Origin of the sequence: Bradyrhizobium sp. CW1, assembly GCF_023100665.1 — a bacterium.
Classification (GTDB): Bacteria; Pseudomonadota; Alphaproteobacteria; order Rhizobiales; family Xanthobacteraceae; genus Bradyrhizobium; species Bradyrhizobium canariense_D.
Map to the genome: position 1 here is coordinate 389,756 of NZ_CP064684.1, position 16,268 is coordinate 406,023.

The window sequence follows — 16,268 nt, forward strand, 5'->3', positions numbered from 1 at the left end:
GCTATGCGCAAAACCAACTGTGCAGCCAAGCTCTTTGAGCATAGATGCGATCACGTCGGGCACGCCGGGATCATCATCTACTGCCAAAACTGTAATGACTCATGGCGAACACCTCGCCGACTTAAGTGTGCATGGCTGAGGTTCCCCGGGGTTGAGCCACATGCCGTACGTAGAAGCTCAGGATGAAGCATATCCGGGAAGCTGTTGAGATTAACCTGGATCAGCGAGTTTTCACGGTGCGGTAGCATTCGGCAATTGGGCGGGAACGGCTCAGAATACGCGGGGTTGCGGGACATGGACGACACATTGTCTTCCTCCCCTTGACTGACCCGGTCAGCACCGCTGGCCGGGTTCTTCTTGCCGGAAGGTTGTACCCGACGCGAAACGGGGCAGCGACTAAGGGCTACAGGAACCCACTTACGATTTGTATGTTGGCGCCTATGAAGACTGCATCACAATACCTGGGCCTCTCGGCGGAAATATGAAGAGGCTGCGGCGCAAGCCGCAGACCCATTTTCCCGCCATCAGTTTCTCGTTCTAGCGAACAGCTTTTCTGACGCTGGCTCGCGGTGCCGAGTTTCTGACCCGACCCCAGCGCTTTAGGGTAGGCCACCACCGGCAAGAGAAAATCCAAATCCGAGGCTCGCCAGCACGTCCCGCAGGGCGAGCAGGCCACGCTGCAGAAGATGGAGCAAATGCAGGGCAAGGAGTTCGAGGCGGCCTATGTCCGCGCGCAGACCGAAGGTCATCAGAAATTGCTGCGCATTCAGGAGGACTATCTCGCCAGCGGCAAAGATCCAGCCCATATCAACGTGGCCAAGCTCGCGCGTGGGCAGATCAAGGAACATGTGAATTGCTGGCGGATCTGCGCGAGGATGACGACGATAAGGACGCGACAACGGGTCGATCATCACGCGTCAAGAAGTAAGGCTCCTGAGCGCCACAGCTTCGGGCCAGGGCGGGACGCGGCGGAGCGGCTCGCCCGGCCTGGTTCGTGTCGACGCCGGCGTGCAAGCGCAGCACTTGCACCGGTTGCTTCTGCGCTGCTCCGACACCTGTTGTAGCCGGCTCTGCTCCAGAAGCTCGATGAGCGCAAGCGGCGGTCTTCGCACCCTCGTCAGCTGATACTGCAGGCGAAGTGCCCCGACTGGCGGGCGGGCTGGCCGCCCGCATTCCGTGGCTGGAGACCGAGGCCGCCCGATCATCCTCATGCCTGATGTGAACGGCCCCAGGCTTGCCGCGGAAGCGCGACGTCGCTGGCCCGTTCGAAGGTACTCCTCATGTCGGGCCACACGCGGGACGCGGTCGTCCATACCGGGGTGGTTGAGCGCGGGGTGGAACTGATCGCAAAACCGTTCACGATCATGAACTGACGGCTCGGGCCCGCCACGTGCTCGACAAAAGGGTGTGACATGGGATGCTGAGAGCAGTAGCTTTCAAGGACCCACTCGTGAGCCATCTTACAACCAATAGCCAATTGACCGCGGCCGTCGAAATCAGGGAACGCTGCAAGCCGTTTCTCGCTGCCCCCGAGGGTTCCCGACGGTTTCGACTTGCCGGGTTAAGTGAAGCTTCTTTCAAGGTCATGTCTTTCGGAAATGAGAGATGCGCGAGGATGCAGCTGAGCAACTCCCAAGAGGCCGCAGGAAGACCGAAAATCCTCCTGGTCGAGGATGAAGATCTTCTCCGCGAGATGCTTGAGGAGACCTTGATGGAGGCGGGTTACGGCGTCGTAAGCGCCGCATCCGGCGAGGAGGCCGCCGATCTGCTCGGCGGGGCGCCGCTACCGCGAGCTCTCATCACCGACATCAATCTGGGCCGCACCAGGATGGACGGCTGGACGCTCGCCCGTCTCGCACGCCAGCATGATCCGGGCTGCGGGATCCTCTACGTCTCCGGCGATAGCGCCCATCGGTGGACCTCGAACGGCGTGGCGCGCAGCGTCATGCTATCCAAGCCCTTCGCGCCCGCGCAGTTGGTCGAGGCTTTGTCGGATCTCCTGATCCGGAAGTCCTAATCACCTGCCGACTCTAAAAAGGATGCCCATCAAGTTGCCCCTAGGCTTGTCCAAAGAATGATAATCGCCTGAAGCGAAGGAGAATTGGGTGTCAGTCGAATTCCGCAACAACGTGCAGGTCCGTGGCCGCGGCGAGCGTGCAATGATGTTCGCCCATGGCTTCGGATGCGACCAGAACATGTGGCGCTTCGTGGCGCCGGCCTTCAAGGCGGAATTCAGCACGGTGCTGTTCGACCACGTCGGAGCCGGCCGGTCGGACCTCAGCGCTTACGACCGCCAGAAGTATTCCACATTGTCCGGCTATGCTGATGACGTCGTCGAGATCGGCCGCTCGCTGCGCCTGAAGGACGCCGTATTCGTGGGGCATTCGGTCAGTGCGATGATCGGAGTGCTCGCCGCGATCAAGGATCCGACACTGTTCGATAGCCTGGTGCTGGTGGGGCCCTCGGCGCGCTACATCGACGATGGCGACTATGTCGGTGGCTTCAGCGCCCAGCAGATCGAAGAGCTTCTTTCGTTTCTGGAGGAGAACCACATGGGGTGGTCGGCGCAGATGGCGCCTGCCATCATGGGCAACCCCGACCGTCCCGAACTTGGCGAGGAACTAACCAACAGCTTCTGCCGTACCGACCCCGCCATCGCCAAGGAAGTTGCCCGGGTCACCTTCCTCTCCGATAACCGCGCCGACCTGGCCAAGGTCAAAGCGCGCACACTGATCCTCCAGTGCAGCGAAGACATCATCGCCGGACAGCAGGTGGGTGCGTACGTCCAGCGCAACATCCCGCACAGCGAAATGGTCGTGCTGAAGGCGACCGGCCATTGTCCCAACCTGAGCGCCCCTGACGAAGTCGTCGCCGCAATCCGAGATTTCGTCTGAGTGAGCAACAATCATCCCGCCGACAGCGATTTCGAAGACCTGTACGAAAACGCACCCTGCGGCTACCTCTCCGTTCGTCCTGACGGCCGCATCGACCGGGCCAATCGGACCCTTGCGGACTGGATGGGCTACCCACCCGATGACCTTCCCGGGATGCGGCTGAGCGACTTGCTCAACAACGCGGGACGCATATTCCTCGAGACCCATGTCGCGCCGCTGCTTCGGATGCAGGGCTTCTTCGATGAATTCGCGCTCGATCTCCTCACGAAGACCGGGGCTCGGCTGCCGGCCATCGCCAACGCCCGCGAGCGGCGGACCGACACGGACGCGCTTCTGTTCACCCGCCTGACGATCATGCGCGCGGCGGACCGGCGCCGCTATGAGCGCGGGCTGATCGACGCGCGCAAGGAAAGCGACGAGCTCAAGACGGCGCTGGAGGAGCACCTTCAGCAGGAGCGTGCAAACGCAGAACTGCGCGAGCAGTTCATCGCTGTGCTTGGTCACGACCTGCGCAATCCCCTCGCATCGATTGCGGCCGGCGCACGGCTGATGCTCAAGGCCAAGACTTCGGAAGACGCGCTTCGCCTCGAGTCCATGATGCAGAGCAGCGTGGGCCGGATGGCCAAGATGATCGAGAGCGTCATGGACCTGGCGCGAGGCCGCCTTGGCGGAGGCATCACGCTCTCCAAGGCTATGACCGCAATTGAGCCCGTGCTCGATCAGGTCGTGGCGGAGTTGGCCACCGCCCATCCGGATCGCGGCATCGAAACCATATTCGAGGTTGAGTCACCCGTCTTTTGCGATCCGGCCCGCATCGCCCAGTTGTTCTCGAACCTTCTCGGCAACGCGATTAGCCACGGCGCGCCTGACTGCCCCGTGCGGGTCGAGGCGAGCGCCAAAGCAGAGCTGTTCGAACTCTCAGTCGCCAACGCAGGCGCGGCCATTTCGGAAGACGCGCGCAAGCGCCTGTTTCAGCCATTCTACCGCGGAGAGGCGCACGGGCCTTCGCAGGGACTTGGGCTGGGTCTCTATATCGCAGCCGAAATCGCCAAGGCGCACGGTGGCACGATCGAAGTGGATTCGTCCGAGACCGAGACCAGGTTCATGTTCCGGATGCCACTCGAAGGCGACGGATCGCTGCGGCCCAGTCCCAGCACGCGAGTTCGGGGACATGCCGGTTGATCTGAGCGCGGGCGAGGTCCGCCTACCCAGCGAGCGAATGCTCGAGGAAGAAGCGCAGCATTTCCCTCGTCGCATCCGGCCCCTGAGCATCGGTATAGGACCCTGCGGGACTGCCGCCCGACCACGCGTGTCCGGCGCCGTCGACGTTCCAGTGTTCGGAGATCGCCCGACCGCCCCCGTCGATCAGAACGGTGCGAGTATAGCCATGGCCGTCGGGTACGCGTCCGCGAAGCACCTTGCTCGTCGGTCTCGTCGCTCCGGCCGACTGCTCGATGATCTGATCGCCATTCTTTGGATGGACCGTCGTGTCGCGATCGCCATGGAAAACGATGGTCGGCACAGAAGTTTTGCCGTTGGTAATTGCCTTGGACTCGCCTCCCTGCCGCATGGCGGCGAACGCAGAGGGAAGATCGCTCGCGGCGCCGCACGCCAAGCCCGAATGAACACCGACGGCAGCGTAAAGGTCGGGATACGTCGCGCCCATGATGGCGGCGGCGGCCCCGCCGGCCGACAAGCCTGCGACGTAGACGCGCTTCGGATCGATCGCATGGTCCCGCATGACCTGGCGGGTGATGCCGGCGATCATAGACGGCTCGCCTCCGCCGCGGCGCTGGTCGCCCGTCCGAAACCAGTTCCAGCACTTCGACTGATTGGCTCCGCTCGGCTGCTCGGGATAGACGACGAAGCAATTCCGCTCCTCTGCCATGAAGTTCATCCGGGTGCCGGCGGCGAAATCGTCCGGCGACTGGGTGCAACCATGGAGCATGACGATCAGGGGGAGCTGTTTTCCCTGAGGGCGGCTCGGGATGAACAGCTTGTAGGTCCGGCTTCCCGCTGCGTTGCTGAAGGTACCGGCGATGAACTGGGTGCCCTCGGGCGCGATATCCGACGTTGACGGCGGAGCGCGTCCGATCGGGCCTTGCACGCCCAACCCGGAAAACTTCCTCATGCCATCGAGCGACGAGTTGCGTTTGCGTCCTTGAACAGGGCTAGGGGGCGTCGGCCGACTTTCCCTCTGCTCGACGACGTCGGCCTTGGCATCGATGGTTGGCGGCTCGAGCCGCGCGAGCGGAGCCTGAGTGCCGCTGCGAGACGTCGGTGCTGGGGCGCTGCCGCCCTGAAGCATGCGCTGCAGGAGTGCGGTGGCTTCGACCAGTTGGCCGGCACGGGTGAGGCGCGTGGCTTCGCGGACCATGTCTTGATTCAGCATCGTTCAACTCGTTCTGTCGGCGAGAGCGGCCTTGACCGCGGGAGTGGCGTGAAGCGCCCCAAGCACCGACACCGACACGATGGTCGCGCGGGCCAACTCGGGAGTGACGTCCTGCGCGATGGTGGCTAAGCCCAAAACGTTGATCTGCAGCATCTCGCCGGCACGCCGCGCCGCTTCGAGATCCTCGCGGGTGTAATTGCGCAGACCGAGGTCCAGGCTCTTCCGGGCCGTGGATTGCCTCACGACGTCTGCATGACGTTCGAGCTGGTTCCGGATGGCAGTCCGGATGAAATCGGTCCGATTGGAATAGAACCCCTCCTGCACCATGAGATCGACTTGACCGAGGTCCACATAGCCAAGGTTGATCGTGATCTTCTCGGTTTCGGGAGTTTTGGGTCGCAGTTCGCGCAGACTATCAGCCATATGTCATCCCCTCACCATCCAATCGGATGGCTTTACGCTAGATGGATGCTTTATGGCCTAGTTCAAGGGGCACATGGCCTCTGGAGCTGTAAGCGCCGACGTAAGCAGAGTTGCCGGGGGTCACTTCACCCGGTTGACGAATTCCACCGGCGTGCCCTTGGAGAGGCGTTCTGCGACTCGCTCGGCATCTCAAGTCGTGAGCCGTACGCAGCCGTGCTATTCCGACTGGAAACTTCTCCCGGGATCGGCGTGCCGTGGACCCCGTAGCTTGATGGTGAACGGCTTGAGGGAGTGAACGCCGCTGAATGGTAAGCCGGATTGTAGCGGTAGGTCGGGGTGCGATCGATCTCCGTCACCGTTCAAGGTGCCGGAGGGGAATGGCTTCTCCTCGCTGCCGATCGTCGCGGGGTGGAATCCTATCAGCGCGTTCGACTTGTCGAACAGCTTGGCCGTCTGCCGGCTCTTGTTGACTTCGACCTTGGCCGCCTTCTCTGAAGTCTGCTCGGCTCTGGAGTCGATCACGAGGATGGCCTCGCCGGCCCGGCCGAAGTGCCTTCCCGGATTCAGAGCGGACAGCAGATCCTCTCTCATGTGAAACTTCTCCGCCAAGCCTTCGCACGGGCTGTCGTAGGACAGCTTCGGAATGTCCTTCACGTCCTCCATCTTCGCAGGCTTCTTCTTGAGAAACGGCTCCCGCGGTGGCGTAGTTCATCGTCACCCGGCGGCCGTCCGCAGCAAGCTTTCCCCAAACACCGGCCTTGAGGTCTCGGAGACCGGCAATTGCTGCGCCTCTTCGAAGGACCGCAGTGCTTCTTCGCGTTCTCCCCGAACCTTCTGTCGATCTCGCCTGGCCGAGAAGTGCGCCCGCTCGAGCAGGACCCGCAACCGGACCCCCGCCGGGGTCGGCTTCTCGTTGGACAGGGTCTTCGTCGAGGGCTCGGCCGCGTCGATCGCGGCCGGCTTCATTTCGGCGGCAAGCGTCGAAATCGTGACGCCCGCCAGCACAAGGCCGATGACAATGCATCCGGAGGACGCATGCAGCCTGGCTTGCGGTGGCGCCTGTGGATCCCGGTTTGAGCCGCTGCCGAGTTCCAAGAAAGGCTACAGATGTTCGGCTGCGTTGGTGACTGGCTTCCGCTACGCTGCGATGATTTCGCGCAGAGCGGTCCCAAGCTCAGCCGGGGTGTAGGGTTTGGGCATGAACCGCCCGCCACTTGGCAGTTCCTCTACGGCAAACCGTGCCTTCCCCGAGGTGGTGAGGATTTTGACCGGTGGCCAGCGGCGGCGAACGTAATGCGCCAACTTCAAACCATCCATCGAGCCGGGCATGTGAACGTCGGAAAACACAACGTGGACGTCCGAGCGCTTTTCCATAATGGCGATCGCTTCGTCAGCGTGCTGCGCTTCGATGACCTCGAAGCCCAACTCGGCGATGATTTCAACGGCCACCATCATCAACAATGGCTCATCTTCAACGACAAGCACCACGAGCCGTGACTGCATGACCCCCTCCATGGCGTGAGCCTCTAGAGGGCTCTAATCACCGGGATGCCTGCAATTATGCGATGATCTAACTCAACCGCTTGGTGATGCAAGGGTTCCGTCGCCCCCGAACATATACCGAACTTGGATTTATTGAACGTTGTCGGATACTGTGGTCCAAGTACCGTTCGCGGAGTGACATGAATGAATGGTTTGAGCGGGGCCGATCAGCGCATGCGAGAAGTTGAGAACGAAAACGACGTGCTGCGCGAGCTCCTTTTGAAAGCAGGCGTTGAAGCGAACGCCCAGGTGGCTGCTGCAAAACTACAAACCGTTCTTATCGGGGAACTGCACCATCGCGTCAAGAACATGCTCGCGATTGCAGCCGCAATTGCGGCTCAAAGCCTACGCGATGCTTCATCTATTGACGCGGCGGCTAAGACCATCGCCGAGCGAATGAGCGCGCTCGGCGTATCTCATGATCTCTTGATTCAAGAAAGCTGGACCGGGGCGGGTTGCCGAACGCTGATCGAGAACGCGATCAAAGCATTTCAGACTAAAGGCTTCGAGCAATTCACTATTGACGGGAACAACGTCGCCGTGTCTTCCGGACCTGCGGTCGCGTTGTCTATGATAATTCACGAGCTAAGCACCAATGCGTTGAAATATGGCGCGCTCTCAGTTGCTGAAGGACGGGTCGCCATCACTTGGTCGATTGACGCGGAAAATCAGCGCTTTCATCTCGAATGGCGCGAACGCGGTGGACCGCCGGTTGTCGAGCCAACCAAAAAGAATTTTGGCAGCCGCTTCATTCAGACGGCTTTGCCCGGTCAGCTTAAAGGGGAGGCTCGATTGCTGTTCGAGTCGACCGGAGTCGTTTGCGACATCAACATTCCCCTAAGCTCGCTTCAAGAAACCATTATTGCGGTAGTCGACTAGAGCGTGGTTGGACCGCTCGACTCGTCCCCAAACGCTCGCAGCGAAACAGCGCCGGTGAAGTCGCCCAGCATCCGGTTGCCCGTGGCGCTGAAAGCAGCCGCTCCGATCATGCCTTCCCCACGGCGCGCATCCACAGGTCAAGCGAACACGGAGCTGGCACCCAAAGCCTGCATCGTCTTGCCGCGCGGTGCCCATTGTCGCACGCGGCGGCCATCCTGCTGGACCATCAAGCAACACGAGTTCAGTTCGGTACGGCGGACGTAACAGCCCCGCGATCGGCCAGAACGGCGGCGCGTCTTCATGCGGGCAGGACGACACCGGTTATGGTGGGCTCGCTGCCCGGCCTGACATCGGCGCCGAGGAGATCAAGTCCGGTGTCCCCTGGAAGCAACCGGCGGATAGGCCGCGTGTGTGTCGGCCTCCAGCTGCTCTACAGCCCGGTGCCAGTATTCTTCGGCTCGCCCCTCCTGGCGCCCCTCAAGTGCCCAAAGATGGTAGGCCCGCTCTCGGATGCGCCGTTCTTGATCGGAATGACTGCTGGAATCGGACATGTCTTCAACCTCGGATGTTGCGGCGGCCGTTGCCGGTGGAGATCTTACCGTTCAGGCTGTGTTGGCAGTCCTTTACTCCTCGATCACCATCTCGACCAGCTTCGCTATTTTGGCTCGCGTCAGATCACCGGAGTTAGAAATGTAGGGCTCGACATCAGGGGTAAAAACGAAAGGGATACCCTTCTTGGTTCCGCTGTCACCGATGCGAGCTACGACGATGTTGCCGAATGCAGTTGAGATGCTGGTCGGAGGACCATTGCCGATTGTGAAAGAAACCCCGACTGGGCGGTGGTCGTTGCGCTCAATCTGCGGAGCGAAGGAGAACTGCTCCTCCCCGAAATGATGCTTCAGCTCCTCCAGAAAAGGTATGACTTCGCGCTCCATCGCCTGCTTGCAGTGCTCGATATCGGCGGTTCGCTTGTCCTTGTTTTCTGCGGCGATGATCGCCTGCCTCTCTTTTTCAGCGACCGCTGCGGATAGTTTCTGTCGGAATTTCTCAGCCAGCTGCTCGGCGTTCATTCTTGTTCCAATCGAGCTCGGCCCCACCTCATCATGTCTTTCATAATACTACGGCTTATCGGCGGCGTCAGCGGACCCGGACGCATCGGAGCTGGTATCGATGCCGTTCCGGCCGTTACGTGATTAGCTAGTCGTGCGAACGGGTGCCCCGGTCTATTTGTCTTGAGGAGACGAACGCGCTGCCCCTTGGTTTGGCTTCGTCGGGGTTTGCGGCTTCCGATCCACGCGGCTGATTGCATGGGGGAACCAAGAGGGGGCAGGAGCGTTGTTGAGTGTCATCGGTCAGGCAGTTGGTGCGGTGCGCTCTGGCCATCGTGTATGGCCATCGTCTCTGCGAAGATGCTACCCGAACAGGCTATCCTCAAGGATTTTGGTGCCGCTACACTACAGAGCCGGTCGAACTCAGTGCCCGCGGTCTGGGATGCTCATACGCCAAGGTTCTCGAATATCTCCCTGCTGAAAGGCGTTTGATCGTGCGTGCCGGGATGGGCTGGCCGGCTGGGACTGTAGATCATGTGACTCTCGGTGCCGATATTGGATCGCCCGTCGCCTTTGCCTATCAGACAGGTCAATCGGGGATGTCCAACCATTTGGAGCAAGTGATTCGTCTTCCGAACGCGGAAACTTCTCGCCGAACATGGGATCAAGCGCGCGATAAACGTGCTAATCCGGCGGGGTGGCGAGGGCGACATTTATCCCGAGGCCGTACCAGCCCGAGCAGATTGTCGACCCGATCCGTGAGCTTACCAGCGCGGCGTGAAGAACAACCCCGAGCGCCAAGAGGTAGATTGCTATGAATACCGTCAGAATTACGTTCATAGCCGCAATGATAGCAGTGGCTGGCGCCAACCAGGCGCGCGCTGAGTGCCAGATTGCCGACGCAGGGCTTGAAGAGGCTATTCAGCTAAATCCACGCCTCCGAGGCCCAGCCAACACTCAGGCCGTGCGCGACCTCCGGAGTTTGAGGGATGCCGCCTTTACGCTGCGGTCCTATGGGCGTCACGAAGACTGTGAGCGTCTCCTCGCCAACATTCGCGAACTTATCGCCGGACCACCCATGGGGTCCCTTGGAGACAATGATGAAGAGGCGGCCGATAAGCAAATGGCTGATAGCGAACCCAAAGCCAGGCGCGGGGCATCGTCAGGGAGCAGGGACAAAAAAGGCGCCAAGCCGTTGATGAAGATCGACCAACTTACGCCCGGCTTGAGGACCGACGAGATGATTGGGGCGGAAGTTCGCAGCTCCGATGACAAGATCGTTGGCGAGGTGCGGAACATCGTGTTCGGCACCAAAGATGGAACGGACTATGCGATTGTCGCGTCGGGAGGTTTTTTCACTACCGGCAAGGACAGCATTGTGGTGCCGATCCGATCTCTTAAGGTGACGCAGGATCGATCCAGCTTCTTTCTTCCTATTGCAAAAGAGGTCATGAAAACGGTGCCTGTGATGCCTGATCAAGACTACAAGTGGCTCTCTGATCAAGCCTGGCGTATCCACAACGATGCATTTTTTGGAAAGCCCTAGGTCGTGGTCAATTTGTAGATGGACCGCTGATGCCGCACAGCCCCAACTCACCCGGCCATTGGTCGGGCTGAGGAGCGTGGAAGGGCTACAGTGGTAGTCGGTGCAACGGATTGGGACGCGGCGCAGGCATGTCGGCCAGATTTGCTCCTGAGTGCAACGCTGCTCCATCTGGCCGGCGCGCGAGGCGCGATCTTCGTTACCGAAAAATCTAGAACGCTGGCGAGTTTCATGCTCTACTGAAGCATCACCGGCCGAGGCTTTGTCCGTAGGCGTCGGTGGCTGAGAGAGGTCGCGCTCCCGCCTGCATGTGCAAGGGAGTGATCATGCCGCACCGCAAGTTAATAGCGCGCCTACAGGCAGTCGGCGGTCTATTCGAACGCGATAAGGTTAGACTCGCGCGCATACCATACAAAGTGAAGTCCCTGGCTGATGGCGAATACGCCGTGCGCGAGGGAGACAAGCCCAGCAGCTGCATCGTTGTGATCGACGGCTTTCTAGCTCGGCAAAGAGTGGTGAATGATCGAAATCAGATCTCGTCATTCTACCTGGCTGGGGACATGCCCGACTTGCCTACCCTGCATCTGCCGATTGCAGATTGTGATCTGTGCAGCGTAGGCAATTCGACGATAGCCGCTGTGTCTCATTCATCTCTCAGAGAGATGATGACCGAATCTCTCGGACTTACACACGCGTTTTGGCGCGAAACGCTGATACAGGCGGCCATCTATCGCGAATGGGTTGAGAATCTCGGAGCCCGCCAAGCCTTAGGTCGACTCGCGCATCTTCTTTGCGAGCTTACCACTCGCATGGAATTCGTTGGGCTGGCGGACAACGGCAGCTTCCGGATCCCGCTCACCCAGCAAGATGTTGCCGATGCATGTGGGCTTTCGATAGTTCACGTGAACAGGACGATCCAGGAACTCAGGGGTTTGGGCCTCATCGAATGGGAAAACCACACCGTTACTCTGCTCCGCGCCGACGAACTGCAAGCTGTAGCCGAGTTCAGCCCTGAATATTTACATGAGCTAAACCCAATCCTAGGATCAAAGATCACCACAGCTGGCTTTGGGTCGTAGGAAAAATACTGACTCACGGCCGGAGTGCCGGTAAGTGACAAGAACACCTCTGCAGCTCGGGAGGGTCATGAAGCGCGCAGGTTAGCGGCGCGTAAGCTGCCGGTCCGAACAACACGCGGTTGCTGCCCTTTTGTCGCAAGCCGACTGGCAGACCACTGCCGCGTGTGGGCCCGTGCGAGAAGTGCCCGTTTGAACTGGACGCTGCCCTCGAGGCCTACGATAGGGTTATAGCCGCTGACACCAACTCTTCGCGCATCCGTCGGTCCAACTGATTGCCTGCGCTGGTGCTGGATAGCCGAGTCCATGAGGGAACCGTGACGATGGCAGCGACGCGCTCGCTAACGCCATCTGTTGGCCCCACTCCGACGTCCGGTGAAGTGCCGTACTGCCCCCGATCAGAGCAGAGCGGACCTCATCCGCAACGTGAGTTCGCGCGGCTATAAGTATGCGGCCTACTTCGGGCTTGGCTCCTCTGCTTTTGGGCGGATCCCGAAGCCCCTCACCTGGAAGCAGTCAATTCCACACGATCGGCGCCCCGCGAAGTGCACTCCTGCCGATCTGCTTAAGGCCGTCGACCGAGGTCTCGCCCTTGCTCGCGGCTTCGAGGATCATGGAGGCCACGTGCGTGCGGGCAGCGGTCTCGTAGCAAGACACGCTCTCGCACACATCTTCGAGGACCGCGCGACATTGGAGGTCTCTCCCAGCGAAGCCAGCATCCTGCCTGAACCCGCCCAGCCTGGGATTCACGCAAGTTAGGGAGAAGGAAAAATTCTGCGGAAGGACGGAGAGGATTGAGCGTGGCCCCGCCTTTTGGGGGCTGGGGGGCTTGAGGGCGGAGCCACGCAGGCCTTGCATTCGCGCGGGCCCGCCGCATCAACGGCATCCGGCCAAACCCGTGCTCGGAACGCAAAGAACTATGGCTCCGGAGGGCGCAGCCGGCTGTGCGCCCATTTGAGGACGTTGGGGTCGCGCAGAGGGTCGTCGTTGCAAGTGGTGCAGACGTACCGCGGGCGCTTTTCCGAAGCCTCGTCGGGTACAGCTTTCATCGGCTTGCCGCACGCGGGGCACGCCTTCCGGACCGGATGGAGCATGGCCATCTATTTCCCCCCGTGACGGCACTCTAGTTCAGCCGACAGCGGAGGCTCAAGCAGGCCGATGAAATCCTGGTCGCGTTCACGCACTATTGCGGCCTTCTTGACTCCGCGGCCGCAGAGCACTCAACTCTGGGCAGTGATGTTGAGGGGCGTGTCATGGAGCAGGAGTTCTACCGAGGTCTGGCCCAACGGGTCCGCGGTATGGCCGAGAAGGCTGATCCGTTCACCCGGCGTCGTCTCCTCGATCTCGCCAAGCGGTACGACTCCAAGGGCGGCGCCGCAGGACGGGGAGCGACCGAACGGCCGCTGCCGGTGCCGCGCACGACGCCGCCTGCATCGATCTTCTCCGGACCCGGGGAGGCCTGACGCGCGCGCCACTTGGCATTCTCGATGGCGGCGCAGCGCGCCCCCGATCGAGCCGCAGCGCGCCAAGAGAGCCGCCGACGGGCGTCTCCCGAGGACCATGCTCGCCCAGCCGGTGGTTCTGGCCTCACCAGCGAAGATTTGAGGTCGTAAGCGGGTGCCGCATCGCATTCCGCCCTGAACTCGATCCTAGCGGCTTGGAACGGGGTTGGGGAGGCGCCCGTGGAACACGGCGCCTCCATCAGGAGCGCTCGCCCCCGGCAGCCGCTGCGCGAGCCCGCAACAGGGTCCAACTGCACCGACACTCCCGAAAAGTGCGCGGTTTTCTGATGGCCAGAAATTCCGACGATCTGCTCCGCGACATTCTGCAAGGTGCGAGCGACGTCGCCGAATACGTGAGCGTGATTGAGTACGTTACTTTTGTGGCTCTGCCGCGCGGAATGCTTGAGCGCCAACGCTGCGGTCATGCGGGCCGAGGCACCGTCCCGCAAGCCGGGCCATGCCGGCGCGATCGCTTTCTCGCGGACAGGCGACCCGTCCAGCGGCGACTTCAGCGAAGCCAGGCTGATCCGGAAGTGACGTGCCGGACGATCTCAGCACCCTATGAAACTCGATCGGATCCGGAACGAGATCGCCCGCATGCGCGGACAACTCCGCGCCCAGGAGCGCCAGATCCAGATGCTGCAGCGGGCCGGCGTCGCGACCGCCTCGGCCGAAATCTTGAGGATGCGGGCGAAGGTCGACGATCTCTGCCGCGAGCGGGACGCGTCCCGCAAGGCCGAGAGCGAGGTCGAGCGCCGCACTGGAACATGCGATCTACTCAGGGTCGGGAAGAGGAAGGTCAACGATTCGGTTCATCAAATCGCGGAGATCAGAGGCCTCACGTTCGCCCACGGCCTTTTCAAAGGCGGTCTGCGCGCGCCGCCATGCGGCCAGGGCTCTGGGATGCGTTCTGTGACCCAGCTTTGTGACGGTAACGATCCGTTCCCGCCGGTCAGTTTCGCCGACTGAAATCTCAACGAAACCGTCACGCACCAGCGGTCTGAGATTATGGCCTGTGGTGGCGCGGTCCATGGACATCAGCTTGGCGAGACGCGCCATCGTCATTGGCCCCGACGTCACCAGATAACTCAACAGACCATATTGCGTCGCTTTGAGCCCAGTCGGGGCGAGGGCGAGGTCATAGTAGCGCGAGAGACGACGGGCTGCGCGGCGGACCTGATTGCAGTTACAGCGCGCCGGGTCATCAACCAAATTCGATGCTCCTACAGCTGCTCTCGTCATCGATCCCCCCGATGCGCAAGATATCACCCGCGCGTGTTTGCTGTCGATAGTTCCAGAGCGGCGGGATCCGAGAGACCAGTCGAACGAGGGCTCCTCCTGCTGTATATCCAATATAGTTTGATATGCCCCTATTTGTGCGCGACGCCCGCCTCGGCTCGCTGGGGCTCCGGAGGAGGAGATATGGATTTTCCTGTCTTGATCTCGGATGCCGCAGGGACTGTCGATCATGCCGTATGCGAGCTGCTGATCCGACAGGTCTCCAAGCTCAGAGCTCTCGTGCGCCACGTGGATTTGTACATGGCTGGAAACCCGGGCTGCGCGCTATGAACCGCATGGGCTTGTCGCTGGGCCTGATCATGCTGGCCACCTCCGCGCCGGCGCGTGACGATGGGCGCTACACCGGTTCACCACTGAAGCCTTGGTTCGAAAGCCTGTCCAGCGACTTTGGGCAGTGCTGCTCGGATGCGGATGGATACTTCGTCGCGGATGTCGACTGGGAATCCGACCACGGCCACTATCGTGTGCGCATCAACAATGAGTGGGTGATGGTGCCGGACGGGGCCGTGATCACACAGCCTAACAAGGTCGGGCGAACTATGGTTTGGAACCACTACATTGATGGCCACCCGCGGGTGCGCTGCTTTTTGCCGGGCACCATGATGTGACATGTGGGGCTCGAGCCGCAGTCACGCCGATCATGCGCCCTCCAGTGCTTTGCGGATACGCGGATTGTGTTCGAGAGCCCATCGGACGGTCTTTGGAGCGCGCCCAAGCAATCGCTCGAGCTCGTCGGTGACAACGTCATAACGTCCGCCTGCGACCAGGCGGGTGATGGCTTTCAGGTGGTCCGCAATGTGCGGATTGCGAGATGCCAGAGCCCTGTTGATGTATGTGCCGATCCAGGCGTCCAGGTCCTGGGGTACGTACGAAACCTGGCGCCCCAGCGCGGCGCCGTAGTCCTCAGCAAACCCGTGCATGTCCTTCAACACCGGTCCCGTGAGCGCATACGACATTGATATGTGCGACGGCGGGTCGGTCAGGATTTTCGCGCAAACTTCCGCAACGTCATAGGCAGCGATTGGCGCGATCTTCTGCGTGGCAAACGGCAGATGAAGTTCGCCCGCACTCAGCAATTGCTTGAGCGGAAACCAGGAAAGGATCGGGTTCTCGGCGAACATCGTTGCTCGGATGTTGACGACCGGGAGACCAGACCATTGCAACGCCTGCTCCGACGCCCAATGTGCCCGCTGTTGCGGCGACCACTCGGCGACAGATCCGCCCAGCCAGGCTATTCGCGCCTCCCGCTCGGCGGTCATTCGATCGAACGCCATGAAGGTCTGCTCGAACTCCGAGATGTTCACGAAAACCTCGATGCCTCCTTGCGCACGCGCAGCGGCGGCCATCAGGATGGTCGCGTCGCTATAGTAGGGGTTCAAGCTCATGCTGAAGTAGATCCGGCGACAACCTTTCAGGGCAGCCGCGACATCGGAGGCATTGAGAAGGTCGCCGACGAATACCTCGGCTCCGGCCTGTCGAAGCGCCTCAGCCCGCTCGTCGTCCGTCCTAACGAAGGCGCGCACCGGACATTGCTGCAGCAGCATCTTGATCATCGTCCTGCTGACAGAGCCAACCTCGCCACCGGCACCGGTGATCAATATTGGGGGCCGCTTCGACATCGATTTGTCCTGTTGGCTGAGTGACCGAGTGCTTCGCGGACAGGTCCGAT

Annotated in this window: 18 protein-coding genes and 1 pseudogene; 10 read left to right on the plus strand and 9 right to left on the minus strand. The window is 61.0% G+C overall.

Annotated features, from left to right (window positions below):
• The first annotated feature begins 695 nt into the window (after nt 1-695).
• The 4 genes from IVB54_RS01695 (at nt 696) to IVB54_RS01710 (ending at nt 4,076) form a co-directional block, all read left to right on the plus strand.
• A complete protein-coding gene (locus tag IVB54_RS01695; protein ID WP_247360704.1) occupies nt 696-1,064 on the plus strand; it encodes a DUF4142 domain-containing protein in 369 nt (122 codons plus the stop codon).
• 551 nt (nt 1,065-1,615) lie between these two features.
• Nucleotides 1,616-2,017, plus strand: coding sequence for a response regulator (locus tag IVB54_RS01700; protein WP_247360705.1), 402 nt, complete (start codon nt 1,616-1,618; stop codon nt 2,015-2,017).
• Between the two features lie 88 nt (nt 2,018-2,105).
• Nucleotides 2,106-2,894, plus strand: a complete 789-nt coding sequence (locus IVB54_RS01705; protein ID WP_247777051.1) for an alpha/beta hydrolase — start codon at nt 2,106-2,108, stop codon at nt 2,892-2,894.
• A complete protein-coding gene (locus tag IVB54_RS01710) occupies nt 2,895-4,076 on the plus strand; it encodes a PAS domain-containing sensor histidine kinase (RefSeq protein WP_247360710.1) in 1,182 nt (393 codons plus the stop codon).
• 22 nt (nt 4,077-4,098) lie between these two features.
• On the opposite strand, the gene IVB54_RS01715 is transcribed toward IVB54_RS01710, so the two are convergent.
• From IVB54_RS01715 to IVB54_RS01735, 5 genes are all read right to left on the minus strand, one after another.
• The gene (locus tag IVB54_RS01715; RefSeq protein WP_247360713.1) at nt 4,099-5,286 is read right to left on the minus strand and encodes a PHB depolymerase family esterase; all 1,188 of its coding nucleotides are present in this window, start codon (nt 5,284-5,286) and stop codon (nt 4,099-4,101) included.
• Nucleotides 5,287-5,289: 3 nt separating this feature from the next.
• On the minus strand, nt 5,290-5,709 hold the full coding sequence (locus tag IVB54_RS01720; protein WP_018455630.1) for a CopG family transcriptional regulator: 420 nt from the start codon (nt 5,707-5,709) through the stop codon (nt 5,290-5,292).
• A gap of 216 nt (nt 5,710-5,925) precedes the next feature.
• Complete coding sequence (locus tag IVB54_RS01725; RefSeq protein WP_247360716.1) at nt 5,926-6,372, minus strand: hypothetical protein; 447 nt, start codon at nt 6,370-6,372, stop codon at nt 5,926-5,928.
• Nucleotides 6,373-6,423: 51 nt separating this feature from the next.
• A complete protein-coding gene (locus tag IVB54_RS01730) occupies nt 6,424-6,804 on the minus strand; it encodes a hypothetical protein (RefSeq protein WP_247360718.1) in 381 nt (126 codons plus the stop codon).
• Between the two features lie 42 nt (nt 6,805-6,846).
• Nucleotides 6,847-7,212 (minus strand): response regulator, encoded by a 366-nt coding sequence (locus IVB54_RS01735; RefSeq protein WP_247360721.1) that lies wholly within the window; start codon nt 7,210-7,212, stop codon nt 6,847-6,849.
• Nucleotides 7,213-7,395: 183 nt separating this feature from the next.
• Between IVB54_RS01735 and IVB54_RS01740 the strand changes: the two genes are divergently transcribed.
• Complete coding sequence (locus IVB54_RS01740; RefSeq protein ID WP_247360722.1) at nt 7,396-8,130, plus strand: sensor histidine kinase; 735 nt, start codon at nt 7,396-7,398, stop codon at nt 8,128-8,130.
• A 623-nt stretch (nt 8,131-8,753) separates the two neighbouring features.
• Here IVB54_RS01740 and IVB54_RS01745 read toward each other — a convergent pair.
• Complete coding sequence (locus IVB54_RS01745; RefSeq protein WP_247360724.1) at nt 8,754-9,200, minus strand: hypothetical protein; 447 nt, start codon at nt 9,198-9,200, stop codon at nt 8,754-8,756.
• A 793-nt stretch (nt 9,201-9,993) separates the two neighbouring features.
• Between IVB54_RS01745 and IVB54_RS01755 the strand changes: the two genes are divergently transcribed.
• Both IVB54_RS01755 and IVB54_RS01760 read left to right on the plus strand, forming a co-directional pair.
• The gene (locus IVB54_RS01755; protein ID WP_018455624.1) at nt 9,994-10,725 is read left to right on the plus strand and encodes a PRC-barrel domain-containing protein; all 732 of its coding nucleotides are present in this window, start codon (nt 9,994-9,996) and stop codon (nt 10,723-10,725) included.
• Nucleotides 10,726-11,048: 323 nt separating this feature from the next.
• The gene (locus tag IVB54_RS01760) at nt 11,049-11,801 is read left to right on the plus strand and encodes a Crp/Fnr family transcriptional regulator (protein ID WP_247360727.1); all 753 of its coding nucleotides are present in this window, start codon (nt 11,049-11,051) and stop codon (nt 11,799-11,801) included.
• 513 nt (nt 11,802-12,314) lie between these two features.
• Here the strand turns inward: IVB54_RS01760 and IVB54_RS01765 are convergent.
• The gene (locus IVB54_RS01765) at nt 12,315-12,536 is read right to left on the minus strand and encodes a hypothetical protein (protein WP_247364513.1); all 222 of its coding nucleotides are present in this window, start codon (nt 12,534-12,536) and stop codon (nt 12,315-12,317) included.
• A gap of 515 nt (nt 12,537-13,051) precedes the next feature.
• Here IVB54_RS01765 and IVB54_RS01770 point away from each other — a divergent pair.
• Together IVB54_RS01770 and IVB54_RS01775 are read left to right on the plus strand one after the other, a co-directional pair.
• Nucleotides 13,052-13,261 (plus strand): hypothetical protein, encoded by a 210-nt coding sequence (locus tag IVB54_RS01770; RefSeq protein ID WP_247360729.1) that lies wholly within the window; start codon nt 13,052-13,054, stop codon nt 13,259-13,261.
• A 402-nt stretch (nt 13,262-13,663) separates the two neighbouring features.
• A pseudogene (locus IVB54_RS01775) lies at nt 13,664-13,865 on the plus strand (hypothetical protein).
• A gap of 209 nt (nt 13,866-14,074) precedes the next feature.
• On the opposite strand, the gene IVB54_RS01780 reads toward IVB54_RS01775, so the two are convergent.
• The gene (locus IVB54_RS01780; RefSeq protein WP_247376233.1) at nt 14,075-14,542 is read right to left on the minus strand and encodes a MarR family transcriptional regulator; all 468 of its coding nucleotides are present in this window, start codon (nt 14,540-14,542) and stop codon (nt 14,075-14,077) included.
• Between the two features lie 323 nt (nt 14,543-14,865).
• Between IVB54_RS01780 and IVB54_RS01785 the strand changes: the two genes are divergently transcribed.
• Nucleotides 14,866-15,207 carry a hypothetical protein gene (locus IVB54_RS01785; protein WP_247360734.1) on the plus strand — a complete coding sequence of 114 codons (342 nt, stop codon included), beginning with the start codon at nt 14,866-14,868 and terminating at the stop codon, nt 15,205-15,207.
• A 30-nt stretch (nt 15,208-15,237) separates the two neighbouring features.
• Here IVB54_RS01785 and IVB54_RS01790 read toward each other — a convergent pair whose 3' ends face one another.
• Nucleotides 15,238-16,218, minus strand: a complete 981-nt coding sequence (locus IVB54_RS01790; protein WP_256465318.1) for an NAD(P)H-binding protein — start codon at nt 16,216-16,218, stop codon at nt 15,238-15,240.
• Nucleotides 16,219-16,268: the final 50 nt, after the last annotated feature.